Source organism: Pseudoalteromonas sp. US3C1013 (assembly GCF_048401115.1).
Lineage (GTDB): Bacteria > Pseudomonadota > Gammaproteobacteria > Enterobacterales > Alteromonadaceae > Pseudoalteromonas > Pseudoalteromonas undina.
This window is the reverse complement of the sequence record NZ_CP183075.1, coordinates 296,353-320,794: the sequence shown is the minus strand read 5'-3', so window position 1 is coordinate 320,794 and position 24,442 is coordinate 296,353. Positions and strand designations below refer to the sequence as shown.

The following is a 24,442-nucleotide window of genomic DNA, read 5'->3' as shown; positions in this document are numbered from 1 at the left end:
TTTTAATTACCAGAGTAGATTAGTCAAGTATTATCCTGATTGGCTAGCCTCAAACGGCCACCGACAAACTTGTAATACCCGACTGTTTTGGTCAAGTATTGGGTCTATTGTAATTACCTGAGTAATTTAGTCAAGTATTAGTGGAGTAATAAAGGGCGCTATTTATAACTAATTGCTATTTTATAGACTTATTAATTGAGGTAAGAATACCTCGTAATATGTTCATTTCAGCATCTTCAGGGCGAGCACGATTAAACAAGCGACGTAGCTTAGTCATTACCATGCCTGGGTGCTGCTTAATGATGAAGCCTGTTTTAAACAAGGTCTCTTCAAGGTGTTCGTAAAACAGCTCTGTTTGTTTAGACGATGGATATAGGGTTTCGTCTTCTTGTTGTTCCGCTTTAGGCTGTTGATTTAAAAATGCCATACGCGTTTCATAACATAAGGTTTGTACTGCCATCGCTAAATTTAGCGAGCTGTATTCTGGGTTAGCAGGAATACACACATGGTAATTACACAGTTGTAATTCTTCGTTTGTTAAGCCACTGTTTTCACGACCAAATACAAGTGCTACAGGGCCATTTACAGCTTCGCCAACAAGCTTTTCACCACATTCACGCGGCTCAACCATAGGCCACGACAATGTACGCGAACGGGCGCTAGTACCAATAGTTAATGCACAATCAGCAATGGCATCGGCAACCGTATCAACAACAACAGCATTACCAAGTACATCTGTAGCACCTGCAGCCAGTGCGCTGGCATGACTATCTATTTCACAGGCAGGATCTACAAGGTATAACTTTGATAATCCCATGGTTTTCATGGCACGTGCCGCAGAACCAATATTGCCAGAATGTGATGTGTTTACTAAAACGATGCGGATATCATCTAAGATCATTACAGTGCTACTTATCGAGTACAAAAAAATTGCGCAAATTCTAGCATGAAAACGCGCTGAGATCCTATATTCAATAGTCTAGATCTAAAAGATCAGTTCGCGGTCAGCGGTCAGCGGTCAGCGGTCAGCGGTCAGCGGTCAGGTAGTAAAATAAAACACCGAGCCTTATGCAAGCCCAGTTTTTATATTATAGGTGAGAGTTTACCTCGCGCACTTTCACAACATGTCAAACTACCTGCGCGGCGTAAAGCCCCGCCTACGTTTAACCCAAACACCGTACTTGGCTTAATCTTTTGCTGACAACTGACAGCTGAAGACTAAAAACTGGTCTTTAACCTAAACCATCGCGGCTTTTACATACACATCAAAGCGGTTCTTCTTGGTTTTGATTTGCATACTCGGGGTTTTATCATTTAAAAATGGTGCATAATCGGGGCGTTTCACTACTACACGCTTACTGGCAAGAGGGTAAGCAAAATCGAGTAAATCATCGGCGTCGGTATCGCCACCCACTAACTCTTGGAATACCCGCATTTCTTTTTTAACCAGCGCTGATTTTTCACGGTGCGGGAACATTGGATCAAGGTAAACCACATCGGGCATGCTGTCACATTGAGCAAGTAAAGTATGGCTTGAGCCAAAGATAAGGCTCATATTTTGCTGCATCCATGGGCCAATTTCACTATCGTTATAAGCACGTTGTAAGCCATCATATAACAGTGCAGCAACCACGGGATGGCGCTCATGTAAAATTACTTTACAGCCTAATGAGGCTAACACAAAACCATCACGCCCAAGGCCTGCTGTGGCATCGAGTACCACTGGCGTTGCGCCCTTGTTAAGACCAACTGCTTTGGCAATTGATTGCCCTTTACCACCACCAAATTTACGCCTATGTGCAACGGCACCAGTTACAAAGTCTACGTTAATAGCACCTAATTTTGGCTCGTCAGTTTTATACAGGCTTAGTCCTTTATCATCGTAATGCAAGCTAAAACCACTGCTTTGCTCTGCCCATTGAGCAAGCCCAAAGCGTGCTTCTAACTCATTTAAATAAGGTCGACACTCTTTAAACGCACACTGTATAACCACTTCACACTCCGATGATAAATTTCACCGTTATTATACCCAAACAAAGCCAATATACGATCTCTAGTTTAAAACAACTCAATATCGTTATTTTCACTCTCAGGTTCTGGCTGCGTTTGTTGTTTACTTAGTTGTGTTTGAGTAATTAAGTCATCACGCTGTTGAGTGGTTGTTTTTAGTTGGTGCTTAATAAAGGCTAAATCATTAGTGGTTGCAACCAGCTGCTGTGATGTATGACTAAGCTGAGTTATTTGCTCATTAAATTGCGAAGTTGATATCTCGTTGTGTGTTTGCATTAGCGATTGGAGTTGCTCAAGCTGCTCTGTAAGCTGGCTAATTGCACTCGTTTGCATGGCGTTTTGATTTTTAAGCTGGGCAACTATATCTTTAAAAGCAAGGGTTAGCTCATTGTCGCGCATTAGTCGATATTGGTGCTGCTGTATAGTCACTACTTTTTCGTTAGTTACTTCTAAAATATGCGGAAATAAATCTTTATAGCGGCCATAAAGTGATGGCGTATCTACAGGCATATTTTTAATTAATAGTGAAATATTAGGGTAATTAATAATAGTACTATGACCAATATCAACAAAGCGTTCTGCATTTTTATGCTGTATGAGTAGCTCTTGCTCTAATGGGCATACGCCTGTTTCTTGGCTATAAAACATTCCCTGGTTATTTTGCCAAAAAACAACCACTACATTGAGGTGTAATGGAGTAAAAAACCCTAAAAAGTATTCACTTAATAATTCTAAATTATCGGCATGATAGCTTTGACAAACAAAACGCATAATGCGCCCCATGTCACCGGTCTCAATCATCGCCATTTCAGCTGTTTTATTGGCCTTTGCTATATCATACTGCAGTGTTGCACACTGCTTGCGATACTGGTAAAGAATTTTAATGCGTGCCATCAACTCCTGTGCGTTAAAAGGCTTCAAAATGTAGTCAGCCCCGCCAACACTAAACCCTTTAATACGTTCAGCTTGCCCCACTTTGGATGATAAAAACATTACCGGAATATCTGTTGTGGCTTTATTTTGTTTAATAGTTTGGCAAACCTCATAACCAGACATGCCCGGCATTTCAACATCAAGCAAAATAATATCGGGGTTATATTTAATCGCTTGTCTTATGCCATCTTCACCATTTTTGGCGTGGATCACTTTGCAAAACCCAGCTAAAGATTCTTCAATAATATGGTGCATTAATTTATCGTCATCAATTGCCAGTATTAACTTTGCCATGCGTTAGTCCCTTTTAGTACTTTGTTAAAAGCATAGTACGCCATGTTAAAACTACTAAAATTTATTCAAAATATTCTTTAACAGCGCTGTATTTTAGGCAATAAAAAAGCGCCTCTGGGGCGCTTTTGTAATTATATTTTAATCCGCAAAGGTCAACAGACCCTAAGCGGCGATTCCGCTGTGGCGTAAAAGTGCATCTACACTTGGCTCACGACCACGGAAGTTTTTAAACAATGCCATTGGCTCTTCGCTGCCGCCTTTTTCAAGAATATGCTGCATAAACGCTTGACCCGTTTGTGGATTAAAAATCCCCTCTTCTTCAAATTTAGAGTAGGCGTCTGCCGAAAGTACTTCAGCCCATTTATACGAGTAATACCCCGCGCTATAACCGCCCGCAAAAATATGACTAAAGCCATGCTGAAAACGGTTAAACGCTGGCGGCTTAATGACTGAGGTACGACTGCGTACATCATCAAGTACAGCTTGAATGTTACATGGTTTGTCTGCCACGTAGTCATGGTGAATTTTAAAATCGAATAACGAGAACTCAAGTTGTCTTAGCATTTGCATACCTGAGTTGTAATTTTTAGCGGCCAATAGTTTATCTAGTAGCTCTTTTGGTAATGGCTCACCGGTTTCGAAGTGGCCTGAAATAAAGCTTAGGGCTTCTTCCTCGTAACACCAGTTTTCTAAAAACTGACTTGGCAATTCAACGGCATCCCATGCCACACCATTAATACCAGCAACAGGCGCTGCATCTACTTGAGTTAACATGTGGTGAATGCCGTGACCAAACTCATGGAACAGTGTGGTTACTTCATTATGGGTAAACAAAGCAGGCTTATCGCCAATCGCTTTATTAAAGTTACACACTAAGTAAGCAACTGGTGTTTGAAGTTCACCATTAGCACGCACTTTACGACCCATACAGTCATCCATCCACGCACCACCACGCTTGTGGTCACGGGCGTATAAATCTAAGTAAAAACGGCCACGTAAAGTATTGTTGCTATCGTAAATTTCAAAAAAGCGCACATCTTTATGATACGTATCGATGTCTTTTTGTTCTTTAACTGTAATACCAAATAAGCGGTTAACGGTTTCGAACAAACCACTAAGCACTTTATCGGCAGGGAAGTATGGGCGTAATACTTCATCTGAAATCGCGTATTTTTCTTGCTTTAGCTTTTCGCTGTAATAACCAAAGTCCCATGCCTGTAGTTCACTAATACCGTGCTGTTGCTCTGCGTATTGTTGCAACTCTTTAAGCTCTTGCTCTGCTTGTGGCTTAGATTTAGCAGCTAAGTCTTCTAAAAATGAAAATACCTGTGCAGGTGATTCTGCCATTTTTGTAGCTAAAGATTTTTCGGCGTAATTATTAAAGCCAAGTAATTGTGCTAACTCATGACGCAGTGCCAGCTCTTCACTCATAATCGCCGAGTTATCAAACTCTCCTGCATTTGGACCTTGATCGGATGCACGAGTAGAAAACGCGGTGTATGTTTCTTTGCGAAGTTCACGGTCGTCTGCGTAAGTCATTATAGGTAAGTAAGAAGGGAAATCGAGAGTGAATACCCAGCCTTCTAAGTCTTTACTTTTTGCTGTATCGGCCGCTAATGCCAGTGCTGACTCTGGTAAACCCGCTAGTTGGCTTTCATCGGTAATATGCTTATGCCATGCAAGCGTGGCATCCATCACATTATTACCAAATTTTGAAGCAAGCTCTGATAAACGCGCACTAATTTCACCGTAGCGTTTTTGCTGCTCAGGATTTAGTGCAATGCCTGAAAGCTTAAAGTCACGCAATGCGTTGGTAACGGTTTTTTGCTGAGCGGTAGTGAGTGTTTTAAATTCATCGCTATTATAAAGCGCGCTGTAAGCCTCATATAAGCCTTGGTGTTGGCCAACAAAAGTAGAATATTCAGAAATAAGCGGTAAACACTGCTCATAAGCTTCGCGAAGTTCATCGTTGTTCATCACCGAGTTCAAATGCGATACCGGTGAAAACAATCGCGATAGTTTATCGTCAGCTTCTTCAAGGGGTAATACTAAATCATTCCAGGTGTATGATTGCTTTGCTAATACATCATCAATTGCACTGCGACAGTGCTCAATACCTTTTTTTAATGCCGGTACTACATGCTCAGGCTTTATTTTTGAAAAAGGAGGAAGTCCTTCAAGCCCAATAAGGGGATTTGTTTGTGCATTGCTCATAGTCATTCTCAGTTTATGCAAATATAAAAATGAAGTTGGGGCAAAATACGTAAATACAAGGGGAAACCTGTTTTACTAGTTAACGAGTGTGTATCTTTAAATGATCACCTAGCAGCTTGATCTGAAATAGCATATCTTTCGTTTGATGAAGGATGTTTGATAGATTTTAGCAGCCCCGAACAAGTGACTTGCTCATCGCATATGCTATCATCGGCACAGAAAAGTTAAATTAATATTTAGAGGATTAAACATGGCTCAGCATTTTGATTACATTGCAATTGGTGGCGGTAGTGGTGGTATTGCATCAGCTAACCGTGCAGCAATGCGTGGCGCAAAAGTAGCATTAATTGAAGCTAAACACATGGGTGGCACCTGCGTAAACGTAGGGTGTGTTCCTAAAAAAGTAATGTGGCATGGCGCTCAAGTTGCTGAAGCAATTAATCTTTATGCTCCTGATTACGGATTTGATGTTGAAGTTAAAGGCTTTGATTGGTCAAAACTAGTAGAAAGCCGTGAAGCCTATATTAGCCGTATTCACAAAGGCTATGATAATGGTTTAGCTAAAAATGGCGTAACTGTGATCAAAGGCTTTGCAAAGTTTGTGGATAGTAAAACTGTTGAAGTAGATGGCGAGCACTATACTGCCGATCACATTTTAGTTGCCGTTGGTGGCCGCCCTACTATTCCTAATATTCCAGGTGCTGAACACGGTATTGATTCAAACGGCTTTTTTGAGTTGAACGAACAACCTAAACGTGTTGCCGTTGTTGGTGCCGGTTATATTGCCGTAGAAATTGCCGGTGTTTTACACAGCTTAGGTACACAAACTCACTTATTTGTTCGTAAGAGCAAGCCACTGCGTACTTTTGACCCATACATTATCGACACACTGGTTGATATTATGGCAAAAGAAGGCCCTACTCTGCACACTGAGTGTTCACCAAAAGAAGTGGTAAAAGAGGCTGATGGCAGCTTAACGATTCATTTTGAGAATGGTTACAGCGAAAATGTTGATCAGGTTATTTGGGCTATAGGCCGCACGCCAACAACCGATAAAATTAACCTTGCTGCAGCAGGCGTAGAAGTAAACGAAAGCGGTTATGTAAAAGTAGATGAATACCAAAACACCACAGCTGAAAATGTATACGCTGTGGGTGATATTATCGAAAATGGTATTGAGCTTACACCGGTTGCTGTTAAAGCGGGTCGTACTCTATCGGAGCGTTTATTTAATAAAGAATTGCCGAACGATTTGAAAATGGACTACAGCCTAGTACCAACCGTAGTATTTAGCCACCCACCTGTCGGCACAATTGGTTTAACTGAGCAAGAAGCGATTTCTCAGTACGGCGGCGAAAATGTAAAAGTATATAAATCAAGCTTTGCGGCTATGTACACCGCAATTACTCAGCACCGCCAAGCCTGTAATATGATGTTAGTGTGTGCAGGCGATGATGAAAAAGTTGTGGGCTTACACGGTATTGGTTTTACCGTTGATGAAATGATTCAGGGTTTTGCAGTCGCCATGAAAATGGGCGCGACTAAGGCCGATTTTGATGCGGTTGTCGCACTACACCCAACCGGGTCGGAAGAGTTTGTTACTATGAGATAAGCTCGAGGTTCGAGGTTCGAGGTTCGAGGTTCGAGGTTCGAGGTTCGAGGTTCGAGGTTCGAGGTTCGAGAAATAAAAAAACCTTGCGGTTAACATCGCAAGGTTTTTTTATTTAGAAGTTAGATGTTTTGCTCGAGACCCGCAGCCCGTCGCCCGCTAACCTTCGTATTTTAAGCTAAATGCTCTCGGGCTAAATACTCTAACGATTGCATTTCTTGTAAGCGACTAATACAGCGTTTAAATTCAAAGTTTAAATTGCCTTGTGTATAGAGCTCGGTAATCGGTTTTTCTGCAGAGATAATTAACGTTACATTACGCTCATAAAATTCATCTACTAACGCAATAAAGCGCCTTGCTGCGTCATCATTATTTTGCCCTAGCTGTTTTACATTAGATAAAATCACCGTGTTATATAACCGGCTTATTTCCATGTAATCAACTTGGCTACGGGCAGTTTCACACAGTTCGCTAAATTCAAACATAACGATGCAGTCAGATACTTTGCGAGTGTTGATCATCCGCCCTTCTATTTCTATTGGGGTATCTAGTTTACCGACTTCTGGCGAGAGCTTGTCAAAATATTCGAATAGGTTTTTATCGGCTTGTTCATCAAGCGGGCTATGAAAAATTTCTGCTTGCTCAAGAGTACGTAATCGGTAATCAACGCCTGAATCTACATTAACTATTTCAGTATGCTTATTCACTAAGGCAATAGCCGGTAAAAAACGGGCACGCTGTAAACCATTGCGGTATAAGTCGTCAGGTATAATATTTGACGTGGCAACCAGTACAATACCGCGAGCGAATAATGCTTCCATTAAACCACCGAGCAACATAGCGTCGGTAATGTCTTGAACAAAAAATTCATCAAAACAGATAATGTCAGTCTCTGCTTTGAAAATATCTGCTACTGTTTCTAAAGGATTGGCAGTGTTATTTAACTTTTTAAGTTCATCGTGTACTCGGTGCATAAAGCGGTGAAAATGCACTCGCATTTTTCTATCACCCGGTAAAGCTTCGTAAAAAGTATCAACAAGGTAAGTTTTACCACGGCCTACGCCACCCCAAAAGTATAAACCTTTAATAGGGGCTGGCTCTGCTTTATTAAAAAGCTTTGCAAAAAAACCTTTAGATTGTGGCTTTGCTTGTGTTAAATCGTCGTATAAACGCTGTAAATGACGAACTGCATTTTCTTGTGCTGCGTCATGTACAAAGTCATCGCGTTGAAGGTCTTGCTGGTATGTTTGCCAAGGAGTCATATCTATTTACAGTTAAAACACAGTTTAATTTGTAAAGCATATTAACACGCATCAATACTCAGGGTATATTAGACTTAGTAGCATTTTAATTTTTTAGTTATTTTCGCATAGAGGTGAATTTATGGGTACATTTACATGGGTAGGGTTAGTGATAGTAGTTGCTATTGCTGCATTTTTCGTTGGTGCCTTTGTCACTAAAAAACAGTTTAAACAAGATGAATTAGAGCAACAAGCAGAGCAAGCTAAGCATTCGCTTGAGCAGTATCGCCAAGATGTTGCCGACCATTTAGCGAATACTGGTAAGTTAGTAAGCAAAATGAAAGAAAACTACGATCAGTTATTAAGTCATGTTGAAGAAACCAATCAACTGTTACTTGAAGACAGAAATAAAGCCCCTGCTGAGCCGTTTTTCTCAAAAGAAACCACAGAGCAATTACAAGCGTCATTAAAAGAACGTAGCTCAGATCGCTCAAACGCCGATGCCCAACCAGCTGATTATGTGTCGGGTAAGTCAGGTTTATTTGCTGGTGATGTGAATACTTCTAAAGCATCTTGATGAACTTTTTTTTGACCCCATAGTCTTTAAGTAATATACCTAGCCAAGTGTGAGCTAGGTATACAGCTTTGATACTTTTTTGAGGCTGCTTATTGCAGCCTTTTGCTTTTTAAGTGGAGTAAACCCTGACTATGAAAATGAAATTATCACTTATCAGTGCTGCTATTTTATCTACTAGCTTATTATTAAGTCCAACCGCCTCGTTTGCTAAGTTGCCGGTTGCCGTTAATGGTCAACAATTACCAACACTTGCCCCTATGCTTGAGCAAATCACGCCAGGTGTAGTGAGTATTCAGGTTTCAGGCTCTAAAGAAGTGCGTCGACGTGGTGACCCACTAGATTTCTTTTTTGGCAACCCCCAGCCACGTAGCCAAAAGCGACAGTTTAGTGGTTTAGGCTCTGGAGTTATTATTGATGCCGATAAGGGTTATGTGGTTACTAACAACCATGTAGTACAAGACGCCGAAAAAATGGTGGTTACCCTCGAAGATGGTCGCGAATATGATGCAACAAAAATTGGTAGCGATAAAGAGTCTGATATTGCGCTACTACAAATAGACGCAGATGAATTAACCGCGGTAAAACTTGCTAACTCAGATGACTTACGTGTCGGTGATTTTGCTGTAGCTATTGGTAACCCTTTTGGTTTAAGCCACACGGTTACCTCAGGTATTGTTAGCGCATTAGGCCGTAGTGGTTTAAATATTGAAGGCTATGAAGATTTCATTCAAACCGATGCCGCGATTAACCAAGGCAACTCAGGTGGCGCTTTAGTTAATTTAAATGGTGAGTTGATTGGTATTAATACCGCTATTTTAGGTGCATCGGGTGGTAATGTGGGGATTGGTTTTGCTATTCCATCAAACATGATGAAAAACCTTGTTGATCAAATTGTAGAGCATGGTGAAGTACGCCGTGGCTCGCTAGGTATTTCAGGCCGCCCTCTTGATGCAGGCCTTGCCAAAGCACAGCAGCTTGATGTTAAACAAGGTGCTTACGTTATGCAGGTACTCGATGATACAGCTGCCAGCAAAGCCGGTATTAAAGCAGGCGATGTGATTATTAGCATTAATGGCAGTGAAATTAGTGGCTTCCATGAACTACGAAGTAAAATTGCCACCTTAGGTGAAGGCCGTGAAGTACAGCTAGGAATTTATCGTGACGGTAAAGTTAAAAACGTCGAAGTTACCCTAGATGGCGCATCAGGAATTACAGCGGCAGGTGAAGAGTTACACCCAGCATTCCAAGGTGCAACACTTGAAAATGTGAAGAAAAACAAAATGAAAGGTATTGAAGTAACCTCTGTCGATCCTCGTTCACCATCAGCACGGGTTGGCCTCGAAGAAGGCGATGTTATTGTGCAAGTAAACCGTCAACGGGTAGAAAGCATTCGCGACATGAACCAAATTATCGACGATATTCAAGGTAATATTGTGTTAGGTGTTAAACGTGGACGCGAGTCTATCTTTGTATTAATTCAGTAATAATACAATAAAAGTAACAGCGGCACTTGCCGCTGTTATTTTTTTTGTGCCATCATAAAGGGATTGCTCACTAACAATAAGAATACCGTGCTAAAACTTCTAAAATTTGTACTTCCTCCTTTGTTTGCCGGTTTAGGCATTGCTTTTTTAGTGGTTTTTTTCAGCCCTAACATGCGCACTGCATTACTACCTAATGTTCCCCTGCCAAGCGCAATGACCACAAGCCATTTAAGCTTTTCGGATGCGGTTAAACGCGCGGCACCATCGGTTGTCACTATTTTTTCAGAGAGTATTTCTAAAGAGCCACGCTACAAGCGCCAAAATACGGTGCAAGAGTTAGGATCTGGGGTGATCATGTCACCCGATGGCTATATATTGACAAACTACCATGTGATCAATAATGCCGATCAAATACTGGTGATTCTTACCGATGGGAGACGTTTTTTTGATGTACAACTTATTGGCTTTGATACCATTACCGATTTAGCATTATTAAAAATAAATGCCAACCACCTCCCTGTTATTCCTGTTAATGACAACTACACCACGAATGTGGGCGATTTGGTGTTAGCAATCGGGAATCCATTAAATTTAGGGCAAACAATTACTCAGGGGATCATTAGCGCTACTGGTAAGCAAAAAATTACCGACAGTCCTTACAATAACTTATTGCAAATGGATGCCGCTATTAATGTGGGCAATTCGGGAGGAGCGCTGGTAAATTCTAATGGCGATTTAGTAGGGATCACCTCAGCCCAATTTAAAACCCGTGAGAACTTAAACATTCAGGGAATATTTTTTGCCGTACCTTACACTCTTGCTAAAGAAGTAATGGGGAAACTTATTCGTCATGGACGAGTTGTACGCGGTTATTTGGGCTTTGAAGGCACTGCAGTAGATAGTACAGGCAAAGAGGTCAATGATAGCTTAACGCCTGTCGCAGGCATGCGTATTACCAATCTCGACCCTCTAGGTCCTGCATGGCAGGCGGGTATAGAAGAGCAAGACATTGTGATTAAAATTGCAGGGCTTTCAGTGGCTAATCCACAAAATGTATTAAAAAAGATAGGCAGTACCGAGCCAGGTAAAGAAATTGAGTTTGAGCTATACCGTAACGGTAAAATACAAAAAATAATGGTGAAAGTAGCCGAGCTCGAAACCAAGCTATAAAGCGCTTGTTTACCCTTTGACATCAGCATAAAAAAACGCGATATATAATCGCGTTTTTTATGCGTTAGAATAATAATTGTATTAATATAACTAATTGCTTTTGCGTTTGATGTTAGCACCTAACGCACTGAGTTTATCTTCAATACGCTGATAACCTCTATCTACATGATAAATACGATCAACAACCGTTTCACCTTGGGCCACAATCCCCGTTAAAATAAGGCTCGCTGATGCTCGTAAATCGGTTGCCATAACCTGCGCACCCGATAAGCTTTGTGTCTCACCACAAAAAGCCGTATTGCCTTCAAGGCGAATATTAGCGCCCATACGTTGTAACTCAGGCACATGCATAAACCGATTTTCAAAAATAGTTTCGGTAATGGTCGCACTGCCGTTAGCCACTACATTTAAAGCGGTAAATTGAGCTTGCATGTCGGTTGGAAATCCTGGGTGCGGCATAGTTTTAATATTAACCGCTTTAAGCTCTCGGCCTCGCATATCAAGATAAATACTATCCTCATGCACTTCTAGTAACGCATTGGTTGCACGCAGCTTTTCAATTACCGGCTCAAGTGAATGAAAATCGGTCATTTTACATAGTACTTCGCCACCGGCCATCGCGGCGGCAACTAAGAAGGTACCGGTTTCAATACGATCCGGTAATATGCGGTGCTCACAACCTGATAGGCGCTCAACCCCTTCAATCTCAATACGGCTAGAGCCTGCACCGGTAATTTTAGCGCCCATTGCAATTAAGCAATTAGCTAAATCGATGATTTCGGGCTCGCGCGCTGCATTTTCTAAAACAGTTTTGCCATCTGCAAGCGTTGCCGCCATGAGTAAGTTTTCGGTAGCACCGACACTGATTATTTCCATGAAAATTTCAGCGCCTTTTAAGCGTCCATCTACTTTGGCATTAATATAACCATTTTCCACAGTTATTTGCGCGCCCATGCGCTCTAAACCTTGAATATGAATATCAACTGGGCGTGCACCAATAGCACAGCCACCAGGTAAGGATACTTGAGCCTCACCAAAACGAGCCACTAAAGGCCCAAGTGCGAGCACTGATGCGCGCATTTGCTTTACTAACTCATAAGGCGCTAGCGTACTATTTACCGTTGCACCATCAATAATAAGTGAATCACCTTGCCACTGAACATCAGCGCCTAAGGTTTTTAATAAGGCTTCAGTAGTTATAATATCGCGAAGGCGCGGTACATTAGTAAAGGTACTCTTGCCCTCGGGCAATAAGGCTGCAAATAAAATAGGCAGTGCCGCATTTTTAGCGCCAGAAATAGTTACTTCACCAGCCAGCGAAGTGCCACCTTGAATTACAAATTGATCCATCTAAGGGGCCTTATTTATTGCGGTAAAATGAATTTTTGCTCACGTTTCCACTCAGTCGGAGTAAAAGCGCGGATAGAAACAGCATGAATGGTGCCATCTGAAATAGTATTCATTAATGGGCCATACACTAACTGTTGCTTTTTAACACGACTTAATCCGTCAAAGCATTCACCAACCGCAATTACTTCATAATGACTACCATTGGCTTTTACATGTACTTCAGCTAACTGAAGTTCGTCGCGTAATAATGTTTCGACTTGACTCGTTTCCATAACTCTCACTCAAATAGGGTTGTAACCTGACCCAACTGCATAAGGTTTTGCAGTTGTTCAGGTGGGTTTTGCAATTCAAGGCGAATACCTTGCTGCTTAAATTCTGTAAAAGAGTGAATTAACCAAGCTAAGCCGGCTGTGTCAACCCTTGTGACCTCAGTTAGGTCAAAATAAAGGGTTTTATGCTTAGTTTCTCGCTTAGTGTTCAGAAGCCGTTCATTGCCAATTGAGTTATGAGTTAATTCACCAGTAACTCGTAAATGCTGCTCATCAACTTGGCTGATTGCCAATTTACTCATTTGTATCGCTGCCTCTAAACTGAACCGGTAGCTTACTTTTTTGCTCTAATAGGCCGCTAACATGGTCAATACCTTGTTGGCGTAAAATACCCTGAAGTTCACTTTGTTTTGCATCAAGTAAACTAATACCTTCAGCAATCATGTCGTAAGCGCGCCACTCACCGCTTCGGTCTTCACGTACTTTAAAATCAATTTTTATATCAGGTTTACCCGCTTCAACAATTTTGGTTTTTACCACCACCACGTCTTTACCTTTAAACGGTTGCTCGGCAGCAAATTCAACTTGTTGATTAGTGTATTGGGTAAATACACCGGCATAGGTGGCAACTAAATACTCTCTAAACGCACCAATAAAACGCTGAATATCTTCAATTGCTTTTGCTTTTTCTGACTTGTCGGTAATTGCGCGTACCTTAGACACTTCGCTACCTAACACTCTTAGTGCTGCATATTTGTAGTCGATGTACGGCATTAACTCTTCTTCAACAATAACACGTAAATGTTCTTTATCTTTTACTATTAATGGTTGATCTTGGGTAATTCGTGCAAAGGTATTGTCAGCAACTTGACGTACCATTTTATTAGGATCAGTTAATTTTACTTCTGCTGCTTGCACGCTTTGTAATAGCATTAAACTTACCAGCGCAATACTTACTAAAAATGTTTTCAACATAATAATTACTCACTACCTTGGTTGAATAAGAACTGGCCAATTAATTCTTCAAGTACCAATGCCGATTTGGTATCAGTAATTGAATCGCCACTTGCTAATGCTTTGCTTTGCACCCCAAATAAATCGTCAATAGCTTGGTCTTGTGCACTGTTTGCAACATCTTCGCCTAAACAACGTTGCTTAGCTGAATCCGAGGCGATCACAGGGTTAATACCTAAATATTGCTCACCTAAAATACCCGAGGTTAAAATTGAGATAGAGCTGGTATCTGAAAAACGACATAAATACTGCGCATCAATACTCATGTTCACCACAGGTAAAAACTCTTGCGGGTGTACATAAATTGACTCGACACGACCAATAACAACTCCCCCTACTTTAATAGGCGCGCGAGTTTTTAATGAGCCTATATTTTCAAACTTGGCGTTTAATGTGTAGGTTTCACCTGAGCCGCTAATACCTGAATTGGCCACTTTAAGCGCTAGCATTGAAAATGCCAAGATACCCAGCGCGACAAAAAAACCAACTAAAATTTCTAATTTCCGTGAATTCATTATTTAATACCCTATTAGCTAGTAAACATTACCGCTGTCAAAATAAAGTCAAAACCTAATACCGCCAGTGATGAATGCACCACTGTTTCTGTTGTTGCCTTGCTGATCCCTTCTGATGTAGGAATACAGTCATACCCTTTATAAAGCGCAATCCAAGTCACAACAATCGCAAATACGATACTTTTAATTAAACCGTTTAGTATATCTTTTTCAAACGACACCTGGGCTTGCATTATTGACCAAAAGCTTCCGGTATCAACGCCTAGCCAATCAACACCCACTAAGTGAGCACCAATAATAGCGACCGCTGAAAAAATTAATGCCAGTAACGGCATACTAATTAAGCCAGCCCAAAATCGCGGCGCAATAATACGCCTAAGCGGGTCAATAGCCATCATCTCTAGCGACGATAACTGCTCGGTGGCTTTCATTAAGCCGATTTCAGCGGTTAACGCACTGCCTGCTCTGCCTGCAAATAATAACGCAGTAACTACCGGTCCAAGCTCACGTAACAAGCTAAGCGCTACTAACGGGCCTAGGCTGTCTTCTGCACCATAATCAACTAAAACGGTATAACCTTGCAGCGCTAAAACCATACCGATAAATAAGCCCGACACCACAATAATCAACAACGATTGTGAACCAACCATATAGAGTTGGCGCACCAGTAAAGGCGTACCTTTTTTTAAATTGGGTAAATGCCATAATGCACTTGCTAGCATGTGAGTTGAACGCCCAAGCGCAGCAAAACGACCCAGTGTTTTATGGCCTATTTTTTGTAGTAAATCCAACATTACTGCGGCTCTCCTAACAGTTCATCTGCATAGGTTTGTGCTGGATAATGAAATGGTACAGGCCCATCCGATAACCCTTTCAAAAATTGTTGCACAAGTGGTGATTCGTGCTTACGCATTTCATCTGGCGTGCCGCTTCCAATCACACCTTGCTCGGCAATAATAATAACGTGGTCGGCAATGCTCATTACTTCAGTCACATCGTGTGTAACAATTAAAGAAGATAAACCAAGTACTTCATTTAAAGATTTAATAAGCTTAACCAACACTCCCATTGAGATAGGATCTTGTCCTGCAAAAGGCTCATCATACATAATCAGTTCAGGATCAAGCGCTATAGAGCGAGCCAAGGCTGCACGACGTGCCATACCACCAGATAACTCTGAAGGCATTAAATCTTTAGCACCACGTAAGCCAACTGCTTGTAGTTTCATTAAAACCACTAAACGAATTAAATCTTCACTGAGCTGTGTGTGCTCGCGGATAGGAAATGCGATATTGTCGAACACCGACATATCGGTAAATAATGCACCGCTTTGAAATAACATACTCATACGTTTACGTGCCGCGTAGAGCTCTTTACGGGACATGGCAACTATGCTGTCGTTTTTAAATAAAATATCACCGGAGTCGGGTTTGAGCTGGCCACCAATTAAGCGCAGCATCGTGGTTTTGCCAATTCCGCTTGGCCCCATAATGGCAGTAATTTTACCTTCTGGGACATCAAAGCTCATATTTTTGTATATGACCCTATCGCCTCTAGAAAAGGTAACATCCTTTACTTCTACTATTGATTGCGACAAGTCGCTCTCCATAACAATATTCTCTCATATTTCTATTTTAAGGGTTTTTTGGTCAAGATGGAAAAAACAATTCGTAAGATTTTGTAATAGCCACGCAAAAACAGCTATAAGACTGCGACAAATTGACTTAACCGATGCTTAAACAAGCAAGTTAACACATTAAATAATTATTTTAATAACCGCCTAATGTATTACAGCTTACTCTTTTACTTATACTTTTATGGTGGCTTTTGTTACTATTCGCGCTATCTGAATTTACACTAACTGGCTTATCACAATGGTTACCTCGTTTGTCATTTTAATTCTCGGTTTTGCGGCTCTCGTATGGAGTGCGGACAGGTTTGTTTATGGTGCGGCGGCACTGGCTAAAAACTTTGGCGTACCAACATTAATTGTAGGTTTAACCGTGGTAGCTATGGGCTCATCGGCCCCTGAAATGATGGTATCCGCTTCAGCTGCTTTGGCAAATAAAACCGATACAGCCGTAGGTAATGCAGTTGGTTCAAACATCACTAACATATTATTAGTATTAGGTATTACAGCACTTTTAAGACCGCTTTCAGTCTCTTCAAGTACATTAAAACGAGAAATTCCACTGGTATTACTGGTGTCTATCGCTACTTGGTATATTTTTTCAGATAACTACTTTTCGTTTTTTGAAGGCGCAGCCTTACTCTTTGGTTTTGTTGTTTTTATTGGTGGACTTATTTTTGTATCACTGCGAGCAAAAAACCAAGACGACCCCTTTGTTAGCGAAGCCTGTGATGAAGTACCTGATAATGTCCCAACCAAAAAAGCCGTTTTTTGGTTAGTCGTCGGAATGATTTTACTTCCTGTTAGCTCACACTTTTTAGTTGGCTCAGCCGTTGATATTGCAAAATATTTTGGCTTAAGTGACTTAGTAATTGGTTTAACCATAATAGCCATAGGCACCAGCTTACCTGAACTTGCAGCTTCCATTGCGGGTGTTCTTAAAAATGAAGATGATCTAGCACTGGGTAACATTGTTGGCTCAAATATTTTTAATATTCTCGCGGTGTTACCGCTGGCAGGATTAATTAACCCATCAGTTATTGACGCATCAGTAGCTAACCGTGATGTTTTAATTATGATCGGTGCAACCTTGGCACTTATTGCTATGTCATTGAACTTTAGAGGTCAAAGACGTATCAATAGAGTAGAAGGTGGCTTACTCATCGTCGCATTTATGATTTACCAAGGTTATATTTTTAGTCAAGTAGGGTGATCCATGGCAACGCTAAATTTTATTCAACAAGGCTTGCGCGTCCTTGATATAGAACGTCAAGCACTCAGCGATATCGCACAATACGTTAATGAAAGCTTTGATCAAGCGTGCCAATTAATGTACGACTGCTCAGGCCGTATTATTGTTATTGGCATGGGTAAGTCGGGCCATATCGGTAATAAAATAGCAGCCACTTTAGCGAGTACTGGTAGCCCCGCATTTTTTGTACATCCTGGTGAAGCGAGTCATGGCGATTTAGGTATGATTACATCAAATGATGTGGTTATGCTTATATCTAACTCTGGCGAAACCAGTGAAGTGCTTAATATTATTCCGGTATTAAAACGCATTGGCGCAAAAATGATTGCTATGACAGGCAACGAAACGTCAACCATGGCAACATTGGCAAATGTGCATGTGTGTATTAAAGTTGAACAAGAAGCCTGCTCATTAGGCTTAGCGCCAACAGCAAGTACCACAGCAACACTCGCTATGGGCGATGCTATGGCGGTAGCATTATTAGAAGCCCGTGGTTTTACCGCTGATGATTTTGCACTGTCGCATCCAGGTGGCAGTTTAGGCAAACGCTTACTCTTAACCTTAAAAGATGTAATGCACAGCGGTATTCACACGCCTATTATTAATGAAACGCAAACCATTAAAGACGCCTTAATTGAAATGTCAGCCAAAGGGCTTGGCATGACCGCTATTATAAATAGTAATCAGCAATTATCGGGGTTGTTTACCGATGGTGATTTACGCCGTATTTTAGAGCAACGTATTGATATACACAGCACAGAAATTAATGTTGTGATGACAAAGTCATGTACAACAGCCACACAAGACATGCTCGCGGCTGAAGCACTGAACATTATGGAACAAAAACGTATTAATGGTTTAATTGTGATTAATGAGCATAATCACCCTATTGGCGCACTAAATATGCAAGACTTACTAAAAGCGGGAGTGCTATAAATGCAGTTTGAAGATCTTTATCAGCCGTTAAGTGATGATGCAAAAGTGCGCGCAAAAAAAATAAAATTATTAATTTGCGATATTGATGGTGTGTTTTCTGATGGACGTATTTATCTTGGCAACCAAGGTGAAGAACTCAAAGCATTTAATACCAAAGACGGGTTTGGCATTAAAGCCCTTATTAATAGTGGTTTTGAAGTTGCCGTGATCACAGGCCGTCACTCACAAATAGTTCAACAACGTATGAGCAATTTAACCGTACAGCATATATACCAAGGCCAAGAAAACAAACTCATTGCCTATCAAGAATTAAAACAAAAATTAGCGCTAAGCGATGAGCAAATAGCTTACATAGGTGACGATGGCCCTGACATGCCAGTGATGGAAAAAGTCGGGTTTGCAGTAGCCGTAAACGACGCCCACCCACTGATAAAACGTTTATCGCATTATGTCACTCAGCTGCCAGGCGGCTTTGGTGCAGTAAGAGAGTTAACAGATTTACTGATGCTTGAAAACAATAAGCCACTTACTAGCCAAGGAACCAGTTCATGAATGTAGCTCGCATAATACTGAGCATCTTATTCATAAGCTGTATGGTTTGGCTTTGGTATCCTTATTTTTCTCAGGTAGATATTATTGCGGATGAACAAACTCAAACTATTGCTAAGCCTGATTACACTGCGATTGAGCTAAAACAAACCGCTTATAATGAGCAAGGTAAAATAAGCCACAAAGTAACTGCGGTAAAAATGGAGTTATACCAACAACTTGGTTTTACCTTTTTTGAAAAACCTATATTTACGTTATACAACGAGCAGCAAACATGGCGTATTAACGCTGATGAGGCCACCCTCTACGACGATCGTCAACTCGTATTAGAGGGCAATGTAAAAGCGCTAAATTTAGCCGATAACGCCATGATCGATACGATCACAGCCGATAGCATCAATGTAGATATAAAACTACTCACTATGCAGTCAGAGCAGCCTGTCGTTATTACAGGACCTAATTTAAAAATCACAGGCAAAGGCCTTGAGGCCGATTTAAAAACCGAAGTGATTAAACTTATTAACCATACGCGAACCCTATATTATGACCAATAACCTATTTAAAATTCTAATTGTTCCTTCATTATTGATTGCATTTCATAGCCATGCAGAGGAAACCACTGAAGCTCCTGCGGCTAATCAAATCTCAATTAGTGCTGACAGGCAGGAAGGTCAATTAAAAGAAAACGTGGGCATTTTTGAGAAAAATGTTGAAATTATTCATGGTAATCGCCGTATCACAGCTGACCGTTTAGAAGTGCATAAACGCGATGACTTAGGCGATAACAAGCAATTATTAATTGCCACAGGCAGCCCTGCATATTTTGAAGAAACACAAGCAGATGGCACCATCATGAGTGCCAGTGCGAATGAAGTGCGTTACGATGTTTCGCAACGTTTTTTAACCTTAATCGGCGATGCCAGTATTGCTCAAGCAGGTCAAAAAATAACTGCTAAAAGTATCACCTACGATATAGAGCAGCAGTTAATTAGCGCAGAAAAAGACGAAAACTCAACAGACCGTGTACACACTATTTTAGTGCCTGTTGAAAACAAAAAAGAAGACGATAAAGGCCAACCATGAGCACATTAAAAGCAGAGCTATTAGCGAAAAGCTATAAAGGCCGTGAAGTGGTGAAAAACGTTGGCCTAGAAGTTGAAGCTGGCAGCATTGTCGGCTTACTTGGCCCCAATGGCGCAGGTAAAACTACGACCTTTTACATGATTGTAGGCCTTGTACCGAGCGATAAAGGTAAAATATCAATCGATGATCAAGATATCACTTTATTACCAATGCACAGCCGAGCTCGCCTAGGTATAGGATATTTACCACAAGAATCATCTATTTTTAGAAAGCTGACGGTCTACCAAAACTTAATGGCTATTTTAGAAACACGCAAAGAGCTTAATAAGCAGCAACGTGAAGATACCTTAAATAATTTACTTGATGAATTTAGTATTCAACATATTCGTGACAGCCAAGGTATGGCCCTGTCAGGTGGGGAGCGCCGCCGTGTTGAAATTGCGCGAGCATTAGCAGCAAATCCTAAATTTATACTATTAGACGAACCCTTTGCAGGGGTTGATCCTATCTCTGTATTAGATATTAAAAAGATTATAGAGCACCTTAAAAACCGAGGAATTGGCGTATTGATCACAGATCACAACGTTCGCGAAACACTTGATGTTTGTGAAAAAGCCTACATAGTTTCTCATGGGGAGTTAATTGCATCAGGCACTCCAGAATATGTATTAAACGATAAAACAGTACGCGATGTTTATTTGGGCGAGCAGTTCAAGCTCTAATATGTGTGTTATTCCACTAAGCATCTGCTAAGATTAATCATACTAATTTAAAAGGATTGTTAGAGATAAATGAGGCAATCATTACAGCTGCGCATGGGCCAGCAACTTACAATGACTCCACAGTTGCAACAAGCAATTCGCTTATTGCAGCTCAGTACATTGGATCTCCAGCAAGAAATTCAAGAAGCACTCGATAGTAATCCCTTACTTGAAGTTGAAGAGCAAGATTACAGTGAAGATGCTGCGGGTAAAAACGAACAAAAAGCCGATACCGATGAATCAACGCTAAGTGCTTCAGCTGATGAAAAACCTAGCGAATATGAGCAAGATAGCGGCGAAGCCATGACCAAAGACACCATTAGCGATGATATGGCAATGGATGTTACATGGGATGAGTACATGAGCGCAGCACCGGCCTCTTCCTCGGGACCAATGCCTGAAGATGAATCAATTTATCAAGGCTCTTCAACTGAAACGCTGCATGAATATTTAATGTGGCAATTGCAACTGACGCCATTTAGCCCAACAGATGAAGCCATCGCGATTGCAATCGTAGAAGCCGTGGACGATTCGGGCATTTTAACCCTTAGCTGTGAAGAAATATTAGAAAGTTTTAATCAAGAAAACGACATAGAAGATGAAGTTGAACTTGATGAAATAGAAGCCGTTTTAAAGCGTATTCAGCTATTTGATCCGGTAGGAATAGCCGCGCGTAGTTTACAAGAGTGTTTGTGTATTCAATTGAATCAGTTTGATCAAGACACGCCTTTTTTAAACGAAACAAAAATGATCTTAACTGATCACATTGATTTACTGGCTGCGCGTGATTATCGCACATTAATGAAAAAAACTAAGCTCAAAGAAGATGAGCTTAAAGAAGTCATGACGTTAATTCATACTCTTAGTCCCAAACCGGCAGACACTATTGTTAGAGAAGAGTCTGAGTACGTTATTCCTGATGTGTCGGTTAAAAAAGTGAAAGGCCGTTGGGTGGTTGAACTAAACCCAGATAGCATGCCTAAAATTAGGGTAAACAGCCAATATGCAGCTATGTCGCGTACGGTGAAATCAAGCGGCGATAGCCAGTTTATTCGCTCACACTTACAAGAAGCTAAATGGTTTATAAAAAGCTTAGAAAGTAGAAACGACACACTGCTTAAAGTAACTAACTGTATTGTGCAGCAACAACAGGCCTTTTTTGAACATGGTCCTGAGGCGATGAAGCCTATGGTACTTAATGACGTGGCCGAAATGGTAGAAATGCACGAATCGACTATTTCACGTGTTACTACGCAAAAATACATGCACACACCACGCGGTATTTTTGAGCTTAAATATTTCTTTTCAAGCCATGTAAGCACTGAAAATGGTGGCGAATGTTCATCTACAGCAATACGCGCATTAATTAAAAAATTAATCGCTGCAGAAAACTCAGCTAAACCATTGAGTGATAGTAAAATTGCAGATATATTGGCTGAGCAAGGAATTAAAGTAGCAAGGAGAACTATTGCAAAGTATCGCGAATCTCTAGCTATTCCCCCGTCTAATCAACGTAAAAGTTTGATTTAAGGCGTACAACAAAGAGGAAAATGTTTATGCAACTGAATTTAACTGGTCGCCATGTAGATATTACCGACTCGCTTAGAGACTACGTAAATAGTAAATTTTCGAAGTTACAGAGGCACACTGATCACATAACGAATGTGCACGTTATTCTCGATGTAGAAAAACTAAACCAAAAAGCCGAAGCAACCGTTCATGTTAGTGGCGCTGAGATTTTTGCCTCAACTGAACATCAAGATATGTATGCCGCTATAGACTCGCTGATTGACAAGCTAGATCGTCAAGTAATTAAACACAAAGAGAAACTTGCTCGACACTAACACTATGAAATTAAGCTCACTTATCTGTCAGGACTGCAGTAAAGCTGCGGTCCTTTTTAATAGTAAAAAAAGAATTTTAGAATTTATCAGTGAATTGGCTCACAATAAACTGCCCTATTTAACACAACAAGATATTCTTAACGCGTTAACCGCCAGAGAAAAACTGGGGAGTACAGGTATAGGTCGAGGAATTGCAATTCCTCATGGTCGTATGAGTGGTGTACAAGAGCCTCTTGCACTTATATTAGTGAGCGAAACGGCTATTAATTTTGATGCGATAGATAACAGACCGGTCGACATTTTTGTTGCCTTAATTGTACCTGATGGTGACAATAAGCAGCATTTAAAAACCTTAGCCACTATAGCAGAAAAGCTCAACGATAAAGAATTTTGTAAGCAATTACGAGCGGCAAAATCCGACAATGAGCTGTATCAAGTAATTGTAAGTCAACCGTAGTAACAATTAAGGGTGATAAATGGAATTAATAATTATAAGTGGTCGCTCAGGTTCTGGTAAATCTGTTGCGCTGCGTGTTGTTGAGGATTTAGGTTATTATTGTGTAGATAATATTCCTTTAAATTTATTGCCATCTCTTGTTCGTAGTGTTTCCGACAGCTACAACAAAATAGCCGTAAGTGTTGATGTGCGTAATTTACCTAAAGAGCAGCAACAGTTTAATGAAATCATTGAATATTTACCTGGTTTCACTAAGCCAACGGTGTTTTATTTAGACAGTGACGATCAAACCTTAATTAAACGTTTTTCAGAAACACGGCGTCTTCATCCTCTTTCTATTGATTCACTACCACTTGATTTAGCAATAAAAAAAGAAAAACAACTCCTTGATGTACTCATTAACCGTGCCGATTATATGATTGATACTACGGATTTAAGTGTGCATCAGCTGGCTGAATCTATTCGTGAAAAAATACTCGGTAAAAAAGACAAACAACTGATCATTACCTTTGAGTCATTTGGTTTTAAGCACGGTATACCCAAAGAAGCAGATTATGTATTTGACGCTCGCTTTTTACCAAACCCGCATTGGGAGCCTGAACTTAAGCCACTCACAGGGTTAGATCAACCAGTAAAAGACTACCTAGCCAGCCACAGCATAGTACAAAAATTTACATGGCAAATTCAAACATTCGTGCAAACATGGCTGCCTCATTTAGAAAGAAATAACCGCAGCTATTTGACCATAGCTATAGGCTGTACCGGAGGGCAACACCGCTCAGTTTATTTAGCGCAAACTATAGGTGAAAGCTTTGCAATGAGTCATCCTAATGTAAAAATTCGCCATCGAGAACAAGAATAAAGCTTGAGAGAATATTAATGCGGTTAGAAAACACATTTTTAATAAAAAACAAGTTAGGCCTGCATGCCAGAGCGGCCACTGTACTGGCACAGCTTTCTGTGCAATTTGATGCCTCAATCACGTTATTTCAAGACGATAAACAAGCCGCTGGCGACAGTGTATTAGCACTTATGTTACTCGAAAGCAGTCAAGGCAAAGAAGTTAAGGTAGTATGTGAAGGCCCTGACGCAGAGCCTGCACTTAATGCAATTGGTGAGCTCATTGACCAACGATTTAATGAGCAAGAGTAATCCTGCTTATAAGCTAAGGTTAATAGTGGTTGAGGTAGTTTACTGATATAAAGTAAGATAAAGCGATACCCCATCATCGTGTAATAAAATTTAATTAA

At 40.8% G+C, this 24,442-nt stretch carries 27 protein-coding genes; 15 read left to right on the top strand and 12 right to left on the bottom strand.

What is annotated here, in order from left to right; genetic code table 11:
* Nucleotides 1-175: 175 nt before the first annotated feature.
* The 4 genes from trmJ to prlC form a co-directional block, all read right to left on the bottom strand.
* Complete coding sequence (trmJ, locus tag ACNSN2_RS01480; protein ID WP_109875408.1) at nt 176-901, bottom strand: tRNA (cytosine(32)/uridine(32)-2'-O)-methyltransferase TrmJ; 726 nt, start codon at nt 899-901, stop codon at nt 176-178.
* 336 nt (nt 902-1,237) lie between these two features.
* A complete protein-coding gene (locus ACNSN2_RS01475) occupies nt 1,238-1,993 on the bottom strand; it encodes a class I SAM-dependent methyltransferase (protein ID WP_008467222.1) in 756 nt (251 codons plus the stop codon).
* Between the two features lie 65 nt (nt 1,994-2,058).
* A complete protein-coding gene (locus ACNSN2_RS01470) occupies nt 2,059-3,237 on the bottom strand; it encodes a response regulator (protein WP_055013345.1) in 1,179 nt (392 codons plus the stop codon).
* Between the two features lie 162 nt (nt 3,238-3,399).
* Entirely contained in the window at nt 3,400-5,451 is a 2,052-nt protein-coding gene (prlC, locus tag ACNSN2_RS01465) for an oligopeptidase A (protein ID WP_010390585.1), read from the bottom strand.
* A gap of 250 nt (nt 5,452-5,701) precedes the next feature.
* On the opposite strand from prlC, the gene gorA reads away from it, so the two are divergent.
* Nucleotides 5,702-7,063, top strand: coding sequence for a glutathione-disulfide reductase (gorA, locus tag ACNSN2_RS01460; protein WP_418608278.1), 1,362 nt, complete (start codon nt 5,702-5,704; stop codon nt 7,061-7,063).
* A 170-nt stretch (nt 7,064-7,233) separates the two neighbouring features.
* On the opposite strand, the gene zapE is transcribed toward gorA, so the two are convergent.
* Nucleotides 7,234-8,322 (bottom strand): cell division protein ZapE, encoded by a 1,089-nt coding sequence (zapE, locus tag ACNSN2_RS01455; RefSeq protein ID WP_054202362.1) that lies wholly within the window; start codon nt 8,320-8,322, stop codon nt 7,234-7,236.
* A gap of 121 nt (nt 8,323-8,443) precedes the next feature.
* Here zapE and ACNSN2_RS01450 point away from each other — a divergent pair, with 121 nt between their 5' ends.
* The 3 genes from ACNSN2_RS01450 (at nt 8,444) to ACNSN2_RS01440 (ending at nt 11,532) form a co-directional block, all read left to right on the top strand.
* Complete coding sequence (locus ACNSN2_RS01450) at nt 8,444-8,878, top strand: YhcB family protein (protein WP_418608276.1); 435 nt, start codon at nt 8,444-8,446, stop codon at nt 8,876-8,878.
* A gap of 131 nt (nt 8,879-9,009) precedes the next feature.
* Nucleotides 9,010-10,362, top strand: coding sequence for a Do family serine endopeptidase (locus tag ACNSN2_RS01445; RefSeq protein ID WP_054202364.1), 1,353 nt, complete (start codon nt 9,010-9,012; stop codon nt 10,360-10,362).
* A gap of 87 nt (nt 10,363-10,449) precedes the next feature.
* Nucleotides 10,450-11,532, top strand: coding sequence for a trypsin-like peptidase domain-containing protein (locus ACNSN2_RS01440; protein ID WP_075170489.1), 1,083 nt, complete (start codon nt 10,450-10,452; stop codon nt 11,530-11,532).
* A gap of 90 nt (nt 11,533-11,622) precedes the next feature.
* On the opposite strand, the gene murA is transcribed toward ACNSN2_RS01440, so the two are convergent.
* The 7 genes from murA to ACNSN2_RS01405 are packed head-to-tail and all read right to left on the bottom strand — an operon-like array spanning nt 11,623 to nt 16,289.
* Nucleotides 11,623-12,882: a UDP-N-acetylglucosamine 1-carboxyvinyltransferase gene (gene murA / locus ACNSN2_RS01435; protein WP_075170490.1), complete on the bottom strand. Its 1,260-nt coding sequence runs from the start codon at nt 12,880-12,882 to the stop codon at nt 11,623-11,625.
* A 14-nt stretch (nt 12,883-12,896) separates the two neighbouring features.
* Nucleotides 12,897-13,154, bottom strand: a complete 258-nt coding sequence (locus tag ACNSN2_RS01430) for a BolA family protein (RefSeq protein WP_007378312.1) — start codon at nt 13,152-13,154, stop codon at nt 12,897-12,899.
* Between the two features lie 5 nt (nt 13,155-13,159).
* A complete protein-coding gene (locus tag ACNSN2_RS01425) occupies nt 13,160-13,453 on the bottom strand; it encodes an STAS domain-containing protein (RefSeq protein WP_138609029.1) in 294 nt (97 codons plus the stop codon).
* On the bottom strand, nt 13,446-14,126 hold the full coding sequence (locus ACNSN2_RS01420) for an MlaC/ttg2D family ABC transporter substrate-binding protein (protein WP_418608271.1): 681 nt from the start codon (nt 14,124-14,126) through the stop codon (nt 13,446-13,448). Before ACNSN2_RS01420 ends, ACNSN2_RS01425 begins: the two co-directional genes overlap by 8 nt.
* A gap of 5 nt (nt 14,127-14,131) precedes the next feature.
* Nucleotides 14,132-14,680: an outer membrane lipid asymmetry maintenance protein MlaD gene (mlaD, locus tag ACNSN2_RS01415; RefSeq protein ID WP_008115537.1), complete on the bottom strand. Its 549-nt coding sequence runs from the start codon at nt 14,678-14,680 to the stop codon at nt 14,132-14,134.
* A 14-nt stretch (nt 14,681-14,694) separates the two neighbouring features.
* The gene (mlaE, locus tag ACNSN2_RS01410) at nt 14,695-15,474 is read right to left on the bottom strand and encodes a lipid asymmetry maintenance ABC transporter permease subunit MlaE (RefSeq protein ID WP_054202367.1); all 780 of its coding nucleotides are present in this window, start codon (nt 15,472-15,474) and stop codon (nt 14,695-14,697) included.
* A complete protein-coding gene (locus ACNSN2_RS01405) occupies nt 15,474-16,289 on the bottom strand; it encodes an ATP-binding cassette domain-containing protein (protein WP_138596635.1) in 816 nt (271 codons plus the stop codon). Before ACNSN2_RS01405 ends, mlaE begins: the two co-directional genes overlap by 1 nt.
* Before the next feature lie 265 nt (nt 16,290-16,554).
* On the opposite strand from ACNSN2_RS01405, the gene ACNSN2_RS01400 reads away from it, so the two are divergent.
* The 11 genes from ACNSN2_RS01400 to ACNSN2_RS01350 all read left to right on the top strand — a co-directional run bounded on the left by ACNSN2_RS01400 (nt 16,555) and on the right by ACNSN2_RS01350 (nt 24,344).
* Nucleotides 16,555-17,523 (top strand): calcium/sodium antiporter, encoded by a 969-nt coding sequence (locus ACNSN2_RS01400; protein ID WP_138570631.1) that lies wholly within the window; start codon nt 16,555-16,557, stop codon nt 17,521-17,523.
* A gap of 3 nt (nt 17,524-17,526) precedes the next feature.
* Nucleotides 17,527-18,498: a KpsF/GutQ family sugar-phosphate isomerase gene (locus ACNSN2_RS01395; protein ID WP_138596631.1), complete on the top strand. Its 972-nt coding sequence runs from the start codon at nt 17,527-17,529 to the stop codon at nt 18,496-18,498.
* Nucleotides 18,499-19,050 (top strand): 3-deoxy-manno-octulosonate-8-phosphatase KdsC, encoded by a 552-nt coding sequence (gene kdsC / locus ACNSN2_RS01390; protein WP_418608267.1) that lies wholly within the window; start codon nt 18,499-18,501, stop codon nt 19,048-19,050. It abuts the gene before it with no gap.
* The gene (gene lptC, locus ACNSN2_RS01385) at nt 19,047-19,601 is read left to right on the top strand and encodes an LPS export ABC transporter periplasmic protein LptC (protein WP_010390567.1); all 555 of its coding nucleotides are present in this window, start codon (nt 19,047-19,049) and stop codon (nt 19,599-19,601) included. Before kdsC ends, lptC begins: the two co-directional genes overlap by 4 nt.
* Nucleotides 19,591-20,130: a lipopolysaccharide transport periplasmic protein LptA gene (lptA, locus tag ACNSN2_RS01380; RefSeq protein ID WP_010390566.1), complete on the top strand. Its 540-nt coding sequence runs from the start codon at nt 19,591-19,593 to the stop codon at nt 20,128-20,130. The genes lptC and lptA overlap by 11 nt, the downstream gene beginning before the upstream one ends.
* On the top strand, nt 20,127-20,852 hold the full coding sequence (gene lptB, locus ACNSN2_RS01375) for an LPS export ABC transporter ATP-binding protein (protein WP_138609041.1): 726 nt from the start codon (nt 20,127-20,129) through the stop codon (nt 20,850-20,852). Before lptA ends, lptB begins: the two co-directional genes overlap by 4 nt.
* 69 nt (nt 20,853-20,921) lie before the next feature.
* A complete protein-coding gene (locus tag ACNSN2_RS01370) occupies nt 20,922-22,421 on the top strand; it encodes an RNA polymerase factor sigma-54 (RefSeq protein WP_138627052.1) in 1,500 nt (499 codons plus the stop codon).
* Nucleotides 22,422-22,447: 26 nt separating this feature from the next.
* Entirely contained in the window at nt 22,448-22,735 is a 288-nt protein-coding gene (hpf, locus tag ACNSN2_RS01365) for a ribosome hibernation promoting factor (RefSeq protein WP_010390562.1), read from the top strand.
* Nucleotides 22,736-22,739: 4 nt separating this feature from the next.
* On the top strand, nt 22,740-23,192 hold the full coding sequence (ptsN, locus tag ACNSN2_RS01360) for a PTS IIA-like nitrogen regulatory protein PtsN (RefSeq protein ID WP_010390560.1): 453 nt from the start codon (nt 22,740-22,742) through the stop codon (nt 23,190-23,192).
* A 19-nt stretch (nt 23,193-23,211) separates the two neighbouring features.
* A complete protein-coding gene (rapZ, locus tag ACNSN2_RS01355; protein WP_010390558.1) occupies nt 23,212-24,054 on the top strand; it encodes an RNase adapter RapZ in 843 nt (280 codons plus the stop codon).
* 17 nt (nt 24,055-24,071) lie between these two features.
* Nucleotides 24,072-24,344 carry an HPr family phosphocarrier protein gene (locus ACNSN2_RS01350; protein ID WP_008115514.1) on the top strand — a complete coding sequence of 91 codons (273 nt, stop codon included), beginning with the start codon at nt 24,072-24,074 and terminating at the stop codon, nt 24,342-24,344.
* Nucleotides 24,345-24,442 lie beyond the last annotated feature (98 nt).